Annotated in this window: 11 protein-coding genes; 5 read left to right on the top strand and 6 right to left on the bottom strand. The window is 64.7% G+C overall.

Features of this window, described 5'->3' with window-relative positions:
* Positions 1–14 precede the first annotated feature (14 nt).
* The 4 genes from ACO0LU_RS19325 to ACO0LU_RS19310 form a co-directional block, all read right to left on the bottom strand.
* Positions 15–635 carry an ISL3 family transposase gene (locus ACO0LU_RS19325; RefSeq protein ID WP_424791527.1) on the bottom strand — a complete coding sequence of 207 codons (621 nt, stop codon included), beginning with the start codon at positions 633–635 and terminating at the stop codon, positions 15–17.
* A 28-nt stretch (positions 636–663) separates the two neighbouring features.
* Positions 664–2,118 carry a group II intron reverse transcriptase/maturase gene (gene ltrA, locus ACO0LU_RS19320; RefSeq protein ID WP_424791528.1) on the bottom strand — a complete coding sequence of 485 codons (1,455 nt, stop codon included), beginning with the start codon at positions 2,116–2,118 and terminating at the stop codon, positions 664–666.
* Between the two features lie 508 nt (positions 2,119–2,626).
* Positions 2,627–3,427 (bottom strand): ISL3 family transposase, encoded by an 801-nt coding sequence (locus tag ACO0LU_RS19315; RefSeq protein ID WP_424791529.1) that lies wholly within the window; start codon positions 3,425–3,427, stop codon positions 2,627–2,629.
* 186 nt (positions 3,428–3,613) lie between these two features.
* Complete coding sequence (locus ACO0LU_RS19310) at positions 3,614–3,748, bottom strand: hypothetical protein (RefSeq protein ID WP_424792964.1); 135 nt, start codon at positions 3,746–3,748, stop codon at positions 3,614–3,616.
* Positions 3,749–3,981: 233 nt separating this feature from the next.
* On the opposite strand from ACO0LU_RS19310, the gene ACO0LU_RS19305 reads away from it, so the two are divergent.
* Positions 3,982–4,848: a helix-turn-helix transcriptional regulator gene (locus ACO0LU_RS19305; RefSeq protein ID WP_424792963.1), complete on the top strand. Its 867-nt coding sequence runs from the start codon at positions 3,982–3,984 to the stop codon at positions 4,846–4,848.
* A complete protein-coding gene (locus tag ACO0LU_RS19300) occupies positions 4,845–5,720 on the top strand; it encodes an aldo/keto reductase (protein ID WP_424792962.1) in 876 nt (291 codons plus the stop codon). Before ACO0LU_RS19305 ends, ACO0LU_RS19300 begins: the two co-directional genes overlap by 4 nt.
* Positions 5,721–5,817: 97 nt before the next feature.
* Here the strand turns inward: ACO0LU_RS19300 and ACO0LU_RS19295 are convergent, their stop codons facing one another.
* Together ACO0LU_RS19295 and ACO0LU_RS19290 are read right to left on the bottom strand one after the other, a co-directional pair.
* Positions 5,818–6,801: an aldo/keto reductase gene (locus ACO0LU_RS19295; RefSeq protein WP_424792961.1), complete on the bottom strand. Its 984-nt coding sequence runs from the start codon at positions 6,799–6,801 to the stop codon at positions 5,818–5,820.
* 824 nt (positions 6,802–7,625) lie between these two features.
* Entirely contained in the window at positions 7,626–8,444 is an 819-nt protein-coding gene (locus ACO0LU_RS19290; protein WP_424792960.1) for a hypothetical protein, read from the bottom strand.
* 393 nt (positions 8,445–8,837) lie between these two features.
* Here ACO0LU_RS19290 and ACO0LU_RS19285 point away from each other — a divergent pair, with 393 nt between their 5' ends.
* The 3 genes from ACO0LU_RS19285 (at position 8,838) to ACO0LU_RS19275 (ending at position 12,250) form a co-directional block, all read left to right on the top strand.
* On the top strand, positions 8,838–9,638 hold the full coding sequence (locus ACO0LU_RS19285) for an ISL3 family transposase (RefSeq protein ID WP_424791529.1): 801 nt from the start codon (positions 8,838–8,840) through the stop codon (positions 9,636–9,638).
* Between the two features lie 508 nt (positions 9,639–10,146).
* Entirely contained in the window at positions 10,147–11,601 is a 1,455-nt protein-coding gene (ltrA, locus tag ACO0LU_RS19280; RefSeq protein ID WP_424791528.1) for a group II intron reverse transcriptase/maturase, read from the top strand.
* 28 nt (positions 11,602–11,629) lie between these two features.
* Positions 11,630–12,250 carry an ISL3 family transposase gene (locus tag ACO0LU_RS19275; protein WP_424791527.1) on the top strand — a complete coding sequence of 207 codons (621 nt, stop codon included), beginning with the start codon at positions 11,630–11,632 and terminating at the stop codon, positions 12,248–12,250.
* The last annotated feature ends 14 nt before the right edge of the window (positions 12,251–12,264 follow it).

The following is a 12,264-nucleotide window of genomic DNA, read 5'->3' as shown; positions in this document are numbered from 1 at the left end:
TGGCTCTTCCGGTTTTAGAGTGCATTGATCCGGGTCACCAGTTGGCCGGAGTGCAGTAGGCAGCGCAGGACGTAGTGGTCGAAGTTGCGGAACCCTAGGGCGATGCCGCGTAGGGCTTCGAGGCGTCCGTTGATCGCTTCGACGGGGCCGTTGGAGGCTCCGCCACGGTCGAAGAACGCCAGGATCTGGTCTCGTTTGCGCCAGAGCGTGCGGCCGAGTTGAGCGAGTTCCTCCAGCCCCTCGGGTAGCCCGCGCCGGAGCCTGGTGATGAGGGCCTGCATGCGCTTCTTGCCGGCGGCCGGATCTGGGTGTTGGTAGGCGCTGATGATGTCCTGGTAGATGTGCCAGGAGACCTCCAAGGCCGCGTGGTCCTCGTGTTCGGCGAACAGCCGCTGCAGTCGGGCGATCTGCTCATCGGTCAGTAGCGACTGCCGGGTCAGCAGTGTTCGCCGGCCGCGGTAGAGCAGGTTCTCCTTGCGGCCCCGGTGGCCGTGGATCTGCTGCTGCAGGCGCTGACGACAGACGGTGAGTTTCTCCCCAGCCAGGTGAGATCGGGCCGGAGCGCCCTGCCAGAGTTTCCGCTGGTGGGTTTCTCCGGCCCGTCTCCCGAACCGGACGTGCGATTTCCACCGCATCCGGCTCTCCACGAGCACAGGCCGCAGGTCAGGTGATGATGATGGTCGGCTCCCACGGCGTTGGGATCTTCGTTCCGCGGTAGCGGTAACGGGTGATCGGCACTGTCCCGCAGTTGAACAGTGAGACGCCGTCGTGCTCTGGCCACCAGTTGTTGGCCAGGTAGTGCCGTTTCAGCCACCGCCATGTGGCACGTTTGTGTTTGCGTCGGAGCCAGTGCACGATCCGTTCCCAGGTGTACTGGTGCAGGTGAGCAAAGGTCCGGCTCGAGACGCCGTGCCGGAAGTAGCCGGTCCAGCCGCGCAGCACCTGGTTGATGCGGCGAAGCAACTCGGACAGGGGCTGGTTCGTTCCCATTCTGGTGATCGCCTTGACCTTCGCCCGGATCGAAGTCAGCGACTTCTTGGAAGGCCAGGTGTAGACGTATCGCTTGTTCGAGCCCTGTTGGCGTTGCCGCTGGATGCGGAACCCCAAGAACTCAAACCCCTCGTCGATGTGAGCGGTCAGCGTCTTGTGCTCCGATAGGCGTAGGCCCATCGGAGCGAGCACTGCTGCGACCTCGCCCCGCAGTTCCTCGGCGTGAGCCTCGGAGCCGGCCACCATGACCACGAAGTCGTCCGCGTAGCGCACCAGGCGATACGTGGCATTTCCGTGTTTGCGGCGGGTCGCCCGCTGGGGTCGGGTGGCCATATCGCGCTGCCAGGCTTCGGCGAAGTGATCGTCAAGGACTGACAATGCGATGTTGGCCAGCAGCGGCGACAAGATGCCGCCTTGGGGTGTGCCCATCTTGGTGTCCCTGGTGACGCCGTCCTCGTCGAGGATGCCAGCGCATAAGAACGCCTTGATCAACGCCAAGACACGTTTGTCTCCGATCCGCTCCCTGATCCGGTCCATCAGAGCCGGGTGGGAGATCTCATCGAAGCACGCTTCGATGTCACCTTCGAGCACCCACTGGTAACGGTTGGATGCCAGCATGTGAATCTCAGCGATCGCGTCATGAGGTCGACGACGCGGACGAAACCCGTAACTGCACGGGTGAAAGTCCGCCTCGAAGATGGGTTCGAGGACCAACTTCAGGCTGGCTTGCACGATCCGGTCCCGCACAGCAGGGATGCCCAGACGACGGTACTTGCCCGGCGTCTTCGGAATCATCCGTTCCTTGACCGGGAGCGGTTCGAAACTGCGGGCCTTGAGATCATCTCGCAGCCGATGCAGCATCGCGTCCCCAAAGTCGATGGAACGTGGAACCACGCCATCGACCCCGGCAGATCGTGCCCCTCGATTCCCTCTCACCCGATCCCATGCAACCGTCAGGAACGCGGGATCGGTGACAAGGTTGAACAGGTCATCGAACCGACGATCACCATCATCGGCTGACCATTGGTGCAGTTTGGTCTGGATACCCAGTACCCGCACCCGAGCCTCATCGAGGTCGAGCCACGGCTCGCCGATATTCACCAGCGACCTCCCGGCATTCCATCGCATCGACTGCATACTCGCTGGGTCCCTTCGCCATGTGGACGGCTTTCCCGCCCTCGGACTACTACGGACCCTCCGCCCCCTCCCGGAGCCGTCAGTTGACGGTGAACCTGCCCGCCGACCAGCAGACTGCTGGCCGGGAAGGGCGACTTCGGGATGGTTCCCACGTTCACTGTGTGTCGGTTGGCAGGATCGGCGCCCAGCTCTGCCGCTACAGCCTCGCCGTCACCGAACCCGCAGCACTGCGGTGACGGCCTCCCCGCCGACGTCAGTAGTCGGCTTCGGAGTCGCTGACCACGTACATCCTGATCAGCGCGCACTGTTGCCCGGCCCAGATCCGCCAGGTTCGAGCCGGTTCCACCCTTAAGCAGGTTCAACCACTGGTTCACTCTCGTTACACCTCTCTGCCTTGCTTGCCGGGCACGCTGCCATCTGGCAGTACTGGCACGCCCCGGCTTTGTCAGGGCTGCTTGCCGCCCTCCCCCGCACCTCCGGGATCAGGCTGCCCTCAACTTCACCGATCTGCTGCGACAGACCAGCGGGGTGGGCCTCTCACCCACCCCCGAACACACAGCGCCTCGCGGCGCACTTGCACCGTGTGGAAGGGGTCCATCACCGGTGTGGCCTGCGGCAGTGCTTCTTTGGTGGCGCTGTGATAGCCGGTGAAGCCATCCATGGTGACCACCTCGATGCGGTCGCGGAACTCCTGGGTGTGCTCGGCCAACCAGTCGGTGAGTACCTTCGCCGAACGGCCTGCTTGCACATCCAGCAGCCGCGCCGGCCCGGTGCCCTCGATCGTGGGGGTCAGATCTACCAGGATCGTGACATACGAGTCCTCACCGCCGCCGCGCACGTGTTTCCACTTGTGCTCATCGACCCCCAAGATCCGCACCCCTTCCAGGTGGGTCGGGTCGTCATAGACCAGGGTGCGGGCGGCATCGACCGCGAGGTTATTGACCAGGTCCCATCCCAGTCCCAGGGCCCGGGCCACGGCGCTGATGCTCATCTTGTCGATCGCCAAGCGCTGCAGGATCCACCGGGTGCACCGGTTGGTGGTCTTGGCCCCCACCGCGGCGCAGTCCAGCCGTTGCTGGAAGATCCGCTGCGGGCACTGGGTCCCGGTGCACCGATAGCGAGGCAGGCGCACGTGCAACCTGGTGGGATGGCCGGCCACCGGTACGTCGGTCAGCACCCGCACCACGTGATCCCGCAGGACCCCTTCGGCCCCGCAGGACGGGCAGAACGGCAACCCCTGGCGCGGTCGGGCCTGGATGATGGTGACGTCTGCGGCGTCGATGCTGGCCCCGGTGATCATCAGGTCCAACTCCGCGGTGCGACAGATGACATCAGCAACAGGGCAACCAGAAACAGCGGCAGAGCAGGTAGATTTCATCGCGGGCCTTGGGTGTTTGGATCGGACTGGTTAGCACCTCCAATCCTCACCCAAGGCCCACCTGCTCCCAGGCCCACCACGCCGCCTGATCAGCCCCTCAACGCACCCTCAAACCGGAAGAGCCCGTTTGGTGTTGCCCACCTCGAGGTCACGGCGTCCGCCCTCCCAGTAGTTCTCGCCGGCCCGGGAGAAGTAGACGAGCAGGGTGCTCGCGCCGGAGGACGGTGCAGCGCTGGGTGTCATGTCGGGACTCTCATCCGGTGTCTGCGGTGGGTCGGCGGAGCGAGAGTCATCCGGCGGCGCGCAACCGGCGAGGGTCGCGAGCCCGGCAAGTCCGGTCGCGCCCACGAGGGTCCTTCGGCTGATCTCGGTCACGGTGCCAGTCCACAGGCGCTCAGCTGCTTCCGGGAGGGCCTGCTTATCCGTGCACTGCCAGTTCCTCCCTCGGAGCGGCGGCGGTCCGTAGCGTGGAGGGCATGAACCAGAAGGACGAGGTCGGAGACTTCCTGCGCACCCGTCGGAACCGCATCACGCCGGAGCAGGCAGGAATTCTTCCCGGCAGCCGGCGCCGGGTGCCGGGCCTGCGTCGCGAGGAGGTCGCCATGCTGGCCGGCGTCAGCGTGGAGTACTACGCGCGGATGGAACGCGGCGACCTCCGTGGCGTCTCGAGCGAGGTTCTCGACAGCCTCGCACGAACGCTGCGCCTGGACGAGGCCGAGACCGACCACCTCCATGCCCTCGCCGAGGCCGCCGGTTCCCAACCCGCCCGGCGCCGGAAGAAGGCCGAGCAGCCGTTCCGGCCGAGCTTGCAGCGGTTCATCGACGCCGTCGCGATGCCCGTGTGGGTGCGGGACCGGCGCATGGACTTCGTGGCCGGCAATCCGATGGGCCGAGCCCTGTACAAGCCGCTGCTGGAGGATCCGGCCAGCCGTGGCAACACAGCTCGCTTCGTCTTCTTCAGCCCCGCTTCCCGCATCTTCTTCCCCGACTGGGAAGAGAGCGCGACCAACATCGTCGCCTCGCTGCGCACCTACGCCGGGCAGAGCCTCCGGGACAAGCACCTGACCGACCTGATCGGCGAGCTCGCCACCCGCAGCGACGACTTCCGAGTGCGGTGGGCAGCCCACGATGTGCGCCACCACCGCACCGGCATCAAGCGCATCCACCACCCCGAGGTCGGCGACCTCGAGCTGGTGTACGAGGCGATGGACTTCCCGGCCAACCCCGAATGGTTCATGTTCGGCTACACCGCCGAACCCGGGACCCCGAGCGAGGACCGCCTGGCACTGCTGGGAAGCCTCGCCGCCAGCGACCAGACCACGCACCACGAGGAGAGAGCATGACCATCACTCTGAACAACGGCGTCGAGATGCCCGCCCTGGGCTTCGGCGTCTTCCAGACCCCGCCCGAGGAGACCGTCGCCTCGGTCGCTGAGGCGCTGCGCGTCGGATACCGCCTCATCGACACCGCCGCGTCGTACTTCAATGAGCGCGAGGTCGGCGAAGGGATCCGCGCTTCCGGCATCGACCGCTCGGAGGTGTTCATCGAGACGAAGCTGTGGATCTCCGACTACGGCTACGACGAGGCCCTGCACTCCTTCGACAAGTCTGCCGGCAAGCTCGGCGTGGACCAGATCGATCTCCTGCTGCTGCATCAGCCGCTGACCGCGGACTTCGCCAAGACGGTCGGCGCGTACAAGGCGCTGGAGAAGCTCCTCGCGGACGGGAAGGTCCGCGCGATCGGCGTCTCCAACTTCATGCCCGATGTGCTCGAGCGCTTGCTCGCCGAGACCGAGATCGCCCCGGCCGTCAATCAGGTCGAGGTTCACCCCTACTTCACCCAACCTGACGTGCAGAAGGCCGACGCCAAGCATGGCGTTCTCACCCAGGCCTGGTCGCCGATGGGCGGGATCACCAGCTACCGCGGAGACTCCAGCCGCTCGACGTTCAATGACCCGGTGATCGGCGACATCGCGGCCACGCACGGCAAGACCCCGGCGCAGGTCATGATCCGCTGGCACCTGCAGCAGGGCCGCTCCGCGATCCCGAAGTCGGTCAAGCCCGAGCGCATCGCCGCGAACTTCGACGTCTTCGGCTTCGAGCTCACCGACGAGGAGCTCACTCGGATCGACGGACTCGACACCGGCGTCCGCAGCGGTCCGGACCCCGACATCATCACGCTGGAGAACTTCCACCGCGACATCCCCGAAGCCTGACCAGCAGGCCGCCGCTGAGATGTCCTCGACGGCGGGTCCGCACAGACAAGTGCCCCGCGTGCCTCACGGCACGCGGGGCACTTCGCGTTCAGGTGGGTCAGCGGTCGATCCACTTCTGCATCTTCTCTGGATAGCGCGGAGCCGTCGTATCGATCAGGGCGGACTGCTCGGCCAGCTGCGCCAGCTCCTCGTCGCTCAACTCGACGGTAGATGCGCCGACGTTCTCCTCCAGGCGGTGGATCTTCGTCGTGCCGGGGATCGGCACGATCCACGGTCGTTGCGAGAGCAGCCAGGCCAGGGAAACCTGCGCAGGCGTCACATCCTTGCGCCCGGCGATCTCGGAGACCAGGTCGACAAGCTGCGCCCCGGCGGCGCGGCTCTGCTCGCTGTACCGCGGCAGCGTCGCACGAACATCCCCGTCAGCGAACACGGTCGAACCGTCGACCGTTCCGGTGAGCAGACCCTTGCCGAGCGGACTGAACGGCACCAGGCCGATCCCCAGTTCCTCCAGGGTCGGCAGGATCTCGACCTCCGGCTCACGCCACCACAGGGAGTACTCGCTCTGCAGCGCCGTCACAGGCTGCACGGCATGCGCGCTGCGGATCGTGGCGACGCCTGCTTCGGACAGGCCGAAGTGACCGACCTTCCCGCCCTCGATCAGCTCCTTGACGGTGCCGGCGACGTCCTCGATCGGCACGTCGGGGTCGACGCGGTGCTGGTAGAGCAGGTCGATCTTCTCCACGCCGAGGCGCTGCAGTGAAGCGTCCACGGTCGTGCGGATGTACTCCGGTGTGCTGTTCAACCCGGACTCGCGGGTGCCTACGAAGTCGAAACCGAACTTCGTGGCGATCGCGACCTGGTCACGGACGGGGGCAAGGGCCTTGCCGACCAGCTCCTCGTTCACGAACGGGCCGTAGACCTGGGCGGTGTCGAAGAACGTCACCCCGAGTTCGACTGCGCGGCGGATCACCTCGATACCGTGCTCGTCCGCGACCTTCTTGCCGTATCCGTGACTGAGCCCCATGCAACCGAATCCGATCGCCGCGGCCTCCAGGCCGGTGCCGAATGTGCGCTTCTCCATACTGCGTCTCCTTCGCGAGTGGACAGCTCCGAGGCTAGGTGCGATCCCACCGGTTAACGGCGTACTGCGAGTTCCTCCCTCCAGGCGCAACCACGACCTAGCGTGATCGCGTCAATTCACGGTGAACCCGAAGGAGCCGGGACCGCTGCGCGGGTGTCACGATGTGCGGCGCTCAGCGTGCTGCAGCGAAGGCTGTGCATCAGACCCGGGCCAGCATGGTCCTCGTCCTGAAGAGAAGCCAGCTCACTTCATCACTGACAAAGTGATCGAGGCCGCCACCAGCACCCTGGTCACCGGCTAACGCCACCTACTAACTCACAGAAGCACGCCACTTACTGATCAAGTCCACACCAGTGCAGAACCCGCCCCGCATGTGCCCGGTAGCCGGTCCCCTAACGGGCAGCGGGAAGGTCAGGAACTCGGTCTGTCTATACTCGAGTGCGGCATAGCCGGATCCTCAACCGGGGCGGTCGAGCGGGTCGTCTGCTACGTCGTGATGACCCCCACCTCCGTCCCCGACCCGCCCAAACTCACGGACGTGGATCAGTTCTTTACAGCGCTCCCACCGTCGACCCACTGGTTCGCGTAGCGGCCAGGCTGGCACGCGAGTGGTTGGGACAGCCCAGATGCCTAGTGGTCGAGCGCGATGTGTTTCGCGCCCATGCTCGTCGACTCGGCCAGGTAGAGCGCGTCTTCTGCTTTACATTCGGTCCTCCCGTTTTGAGAGTGGGAGCGGCGTAGGTGTATCTAACGACACTCGGACCATTCCGCTGGCAGCGTTGCGGCGCTGCAGCCGGCCTCGGCCGCTAGCGGCATTCTGGTGCCTATTTCCAAGGCGCTGCTTTCCACCTCCCAACTTCGCCCCGTGCGACTGCACCCTCGTCCACGAAGCGGTTCAGAACTGGAGTCGGGTTGTGGAAGAACTGCGACCGCTGATCATCTGGGATCCCCTCCTCGAGCCACTCATACCTCACGCCGACCGCACCAATGTAGGTAGCGAGCACAAAGCCGACGAACCTTGATCGGTCCTTGGCTACCCACACGGAATCACCACTGATTCCGAGACTGCTTCGCGTCCGATGGACGGAGCGAGTTGAGATGAGGACCATCTGTGCATCGACCATGTCCGACGCTCCATCCATAAATCCCCTCAACGATCCGGGCACCGGAAGGCCGGCATTCACCATCCGACAGCCAAAATGCTTGGCATAGTAGCGTGCGAGATCGAGCGTCTTCTCCTCCCACTCTTCCCCATAGATGCGCTCGAAGGGGACTCCGGGCTTGGTGCGCATCTTGCGCGTTGCCAGGTAGGTCGAGAAAATCTCATATGCTCTGTCGAACGCCTGAGAACGCTCGTTGTTACAGGGGGCACACATCGACTTTGGAAATTTGACCAGCCCGTAGCGGTCGCGTTTAATCCCACTCTTCCCACGGACGACTCTCAGGTTGCCGGTACCATCCTCGACTCCGATGAAGTTGTCATCGCCCAACACTCGCCTGAGGTCAGAGTGCTTGTACTTGTGCTCACGGGTTGTGGCCGGACGCTCTCTGCACCACCAGCAGACACCGTCTGGGGCAACCCGTAGCCGGTCGAAGGCGCGCCTCTGCTCGGGAGTCAAAGGATCAGGAACCTCGTTGGGCATGCTCACATCTTCCCCCGGAAGCAAGCGTTGGTCCTGGAAATAGAGGCCCATGGTGTGGCGACGGACGGTAGCCGAACTTCGCATGAGTCAGGGCGAAGACGCGGGGGCGAGTGCGTGACTGGGAAGACAGTGGCCAACGGCTGATCCGAAACGGTCGAATCTGATGCATCTTCGCGGCGTTGTAGAAAACCGGCTCTTCCGGTTTGAGGGTGCGTTGAGGGGCTGATCAGGCGGCGTGGTGGGCCTGGGAGCAGGTGGGCCTTGGGTGAGGATTGGAGGTGCTAACCAGTCCGATCCAAACACCCAAGGCCCGCGATGAAATCTACCTGCTCTGCCGCTGTTTCTGGTTGCCCTGTTGCTGATGTCATCTGTCGCACCGCGGAGTTGGACCTGATGATCACCGGGGCCAGCATCGACGCCGCAGACGTCACCATCATCCAGGCCCGACCGCGCCAGGGGTTGCCGTTCTGCCCGTCCTGCGGGGCCGAAGGGGTCCTGCGGGATCACGTGGTGCGGGTGCTGACCGACGTACCGGTGGCCGGCCATCCCACCAGGTTGCACGTGCGCCTGCCTCGCTATCGGTGCACCGGGACCCAGTGCCCGCAGCGGATCTTCCAGCAACGGCTGGACTGCGCCGCGGTGGGGGCCAAGACCACCAACCGGTGCACCCGGTGGATCCTGCAGCGCTTGGCGATCGACAAGATGAGCATCAGCGCCGTGGCCCGGGCCCTGGGACTGGGATGGGACCTGGTCAATAACCTCGCGGTCGATGCCGCCCGCACCCTGGTCTATGACGACCCGACCCACCTGGAAGGGGTGCGGATCTTGGGGGTCGATGAGCACAAGTGGAAACACGTGCGCGGCGGCGGTGAGGACTCGTATGTCACGATCCTGGTAGATCTGACCCCCACGATCGAGGGCACCGGGCCGGCGCGGCTGCTGGATGTGCAAGCAGGCCGTTCGGCGAAGGTACTCACCGACTGGTTGGCCGAGCACACCCAGGAGTTCCGCGACCGCATCGAGGTGGTCACCATGGATGGCTTCACCGGCTATCACAGCGCCACCAAAGAAGCACTGCCGCAGGCCACACCGGTGATGGACCCCTTCCACACGGTGCAAGTGCGCCGCGAGGCGCTGTGTGTTCGGGGGTGGGTGAGAGGCCCACCCCGCTGGTCTGTCGCAGCAGATCGGTGAAGTTGAGGGCAGCCTGATCCCGGAGGTGCGGGGGAGGGCGGCAAGCAGCCCTGACAAAGCCGGGGCGTGCCAGTACTGCCAGATGGCAGCGTGCCCGGCAAGCAAGGCAGAGAGGTGTAACGAGAGTGAACCAGTGGTTGAACCTGCTTAAGGGTGGAACCGGCTCGAACCTGGCGGATCTGGGCCGGGCAACAGTGCGCGCTGATCAGGATGTACGTGGTCAGCGACTCCGAAGCCGACTACTGACGTCGGCGGGGAGGCCGTCACCGCAGTGCTGCGGGTTCGGTGACGGCGAGGCTGTAGCGGCAGAGCTGGGCGCCGATCCTGCCAACCGACACACAGTGAACGTGGGAACCATCCCGAAGTCGCCCTTCCCGGCCAGCAGTCTGCTGGTCGGCGGGCAGGTTCACCGTCAACTGACGGCTCCGGGAGGGGGCGGAGGGTCCGTAGTAGTCCGAGGGCGGGAAAGCCGTCCACATGGCGAAGGGACCCAGCGAGTATGCAGTCGATGCGATGGAATGCCGGGAGGTCGCTGGTGAATATCGGCGAGCCGTGGCTCGACCTCGATGAGGCTCGGGTGCGGGTACTGGGTATCCAGACCAAACTGCACCAATGGTCAGCCGATGATGGTGATCGTCGGTTCGATGACCTGTTCAACCTTGTCACCGATCCCGCGTTCCTGACGGTTGCATGGGATCGGGTGAGAGGGAATCGAGGGGCACGATCTGCCGGGGTCGATGGCGTGGTTCCACGTTCCATCGACTTTGGGGACGCGATGCTGCATCGGCTGCGAGATGATCTCAAGGCCCGCAGTTTCGAACCGCTCCCGGTCAAGGAACGGATGATTCCGAAGACGCCGGGCAAGTACCGTCGTCTGGGCATCCCTGCTGTGCGGGACCGGATCGTGCAAGCCAGCCTGAAGTTGGTCCTCGAACCCATCTTCGAGGCGGACTTTCACCCGTGCAGTTACGGGTTTCGTCCGCGTCGTCGACCTCATGACGCGATCGCTGAGATTCACATGCTGGCATCCAACCGTTACCAGTGGGTGCTCGAAGGTGACATCGAAGCGTGCTTCGATGAGATCTCCCACCCGGCTCTGATGGACCGGATCAGGGAGCGGATCGGAGACAAACGTGTCTTGGCGTTGATCAAGGCGTTCTTATGCGCTGGCATCCTCGACGAGGACGGCGTCACCAGGGACACCAAGATGGGCACACCCCAAGGCGGCATCTTGTCGCCGCTGCTGGCCAACATCGCATTGTCAGTCCTTGACGATCACTTCGCCGAAGCCTGGCAGCGCGATATGGCCACCCGACCCCAGCGGGCGACCCGCCGCAAACACGGAAATGCCACGTATCGCCTGGTGCGCTACGCGGACGACTTCGTGGTCATGGTGGCCGGCTCCGAGGCTCACGCCGAGGAACTGCGGGGCGAGGTCGCAGCAGTGCTCGCTCCGATGGGCCTACGCCTATCGGAGCACAAGACGCTGACCGCTCACATCGACGAGGGGTTTGAGTTCTTGGGGTTCCGCATCCAGCGGCAACGCCAACAGGGCTCGAACAAGCGATACGTCTACACCTGGCCTTCCAAGAAGTCGCTGACTTCGATCCGGGCGAAGGTCAAGGCGATCACCAGAATGGGAACGAACCAGCCCCTGTCCGAGTTGCTTCGCCGCATCAACCAGGTGCTGCGCGGCTGGACCGGCTACTTCCGGCACGGCGTCTCGAGCCGGACCTTTGCTCACCTGCACCAGTACACCTGGGAACGGATCGTGCACTGGCTCCGACGCAAACACAAACGTGCCACATGGCGGTGGCTGAAACGGCACTACCTGGCCAACAACTGGTGGCCAGAGCACGACGGCGTCTCACTGTTCAACTGCGGGACAGTGCCGATCACCCGTTACCGCTACCGCGGAACGAAGATCCCAACGCCGTGGGAGCCGACCATCATCATCACCTGACCTGCGGCCTGTGCTCGTGGAGAGCCGGATGCGGTGGAAATCGCACGTCCGGTTCGGGAGACGGGCCGGAGAAACCCACCAGCGGAAACTCTGGCAGGGCGCTCCGGCCCGATCTCACCTGGCTGGGGAGAAACTCACCGTCTGTCGTCAGCGCCTGCAGCAGCAGATCCACGGCCACCGGGGCCGCAAGGAGAACCTGCTCTACCGCGGCCGGCGAACACTGCTGACCCGGCAGTCGCTACTGACCGATGAGCAGATCGCCCGACTGCAGCGGCTGTTCGCCGAACACGAGGACCACGCGGCCTTGGAGGTCTCCTGGCACATCTACCAGGACATCATCAGCGCCTACCAACACCCAGATCCGGCCGCCGGCAAGAAGCGCATGCAGGCCCTCATCACCAGGCTCCGGCGCGGGCTACCCGAGGGGCTGGAGGAACTCGCTCAACTCGGCCGCACGCTCTGGCGCAAACGAGACCAGATCCTGGCGTTCTTCGACCGTGGCGGAGCCTCCAACGGCCCCGTCGAAGCGATCAACGGACGCCTCGAAGCCCTACGCGGCATCGCCCTAGGGTTCCGCAACTTCGACCACTACGTCCTGCGCTGCCTACTGCACTCCGGCCAACTGGTGACCCGGATCAATGCACTCTAAAACCGGAAGAGCCA

The sequence above is a fragment of the Pseudactinotalea sp. Z1748 genome (assembly GCF_049725185.1).
Lineage (GTDB): Bacteria > Actinomycetota > Actinomycetes > Actinomycetales > Beutenbergiaceae > CALKWS01.
The sequence above is the reverse complement of the archived record's forward strand: the minus strand, read 5'-3'. Positions and strand labels throughout refer to the sequence as shown.

Coding starts and splice junctions, on each gene's coding strand:
- ACO0LU_RS19325 (WP_424791527.1), bottom strand. CDS start 635: ATGCGGTGGAAATCGCACGTCCGGTTCGGGAGACGGGCCGGAGAAACC.
- ltrA (WP_424791528.1), bottom strand. CDS start 2,118: ATGCGATGGAATGCCGGGAGGTCGCTGGTGAATATCGGCGAGCCGTGG.
- ACO0LU_RS19315 (WP_424791529.1), bottom strand. CDS start 3,427: ATGATCACCGGGGCCAGCATCGACGCCGCAGACGTCACCATCATCCAG.
- ACO0LU_RS19310 (WP_424792964.1), bottom strand. CDS start 3,748: ATGACACCCAGCGCTGCACCGTCCTCCGGCGCGAGCACCCTGCTCGTC.
- ACO0LU_RS19305 (WP_424792963.1), top strand. CDS start 3,982: ATGAACCAGAAGGACGAGGTCGGAGACTTCCTGCGCACCCGTCGGAAC.
- ACO0LU_RS19300 (WP_424792962.1), top strand. CDS start 4,845: ATGACCATCACTCTGAACAACGGCGTCGAGATGCCCGCCCTGGGCTTC.
- ACO0LU_RS19295 (WP_424792961.1), bottom strand. CDS start 6,801: ATGGAGAAGCGCACATTCGGCACCGGCCTGGAGGCCGCGGCGATCGGA.
- ACO0LU_RS19290 (WP_424792960.1), bottom strand. CDS start 8,444: ATGCCCAACGAGGTTCCTGATCCTTTGACTCCCGAGCAGAGGCGCGCC.
- ACO0LU_RS19285 (WP_424791529.1), top strand. CDS start 8,838: ATGATCACCGGGGCCAGCATCGACGCCGCAGACGTCACCATCATCCAG.
- ltrA (WP_424791528.1), top strand. CDS start 10,147: ATGCGATGGAATGCCGGGAGGTCGCTGGTGAATATCGGCGAGCCGTGG.
- ACO0LU_RS19275 (WP_424791527.1), top strand. CDS start 11,630: ATGCGGTGGAAATCGCACGTCCGGTTCGGGAGACGGGCCGGAGAAACC.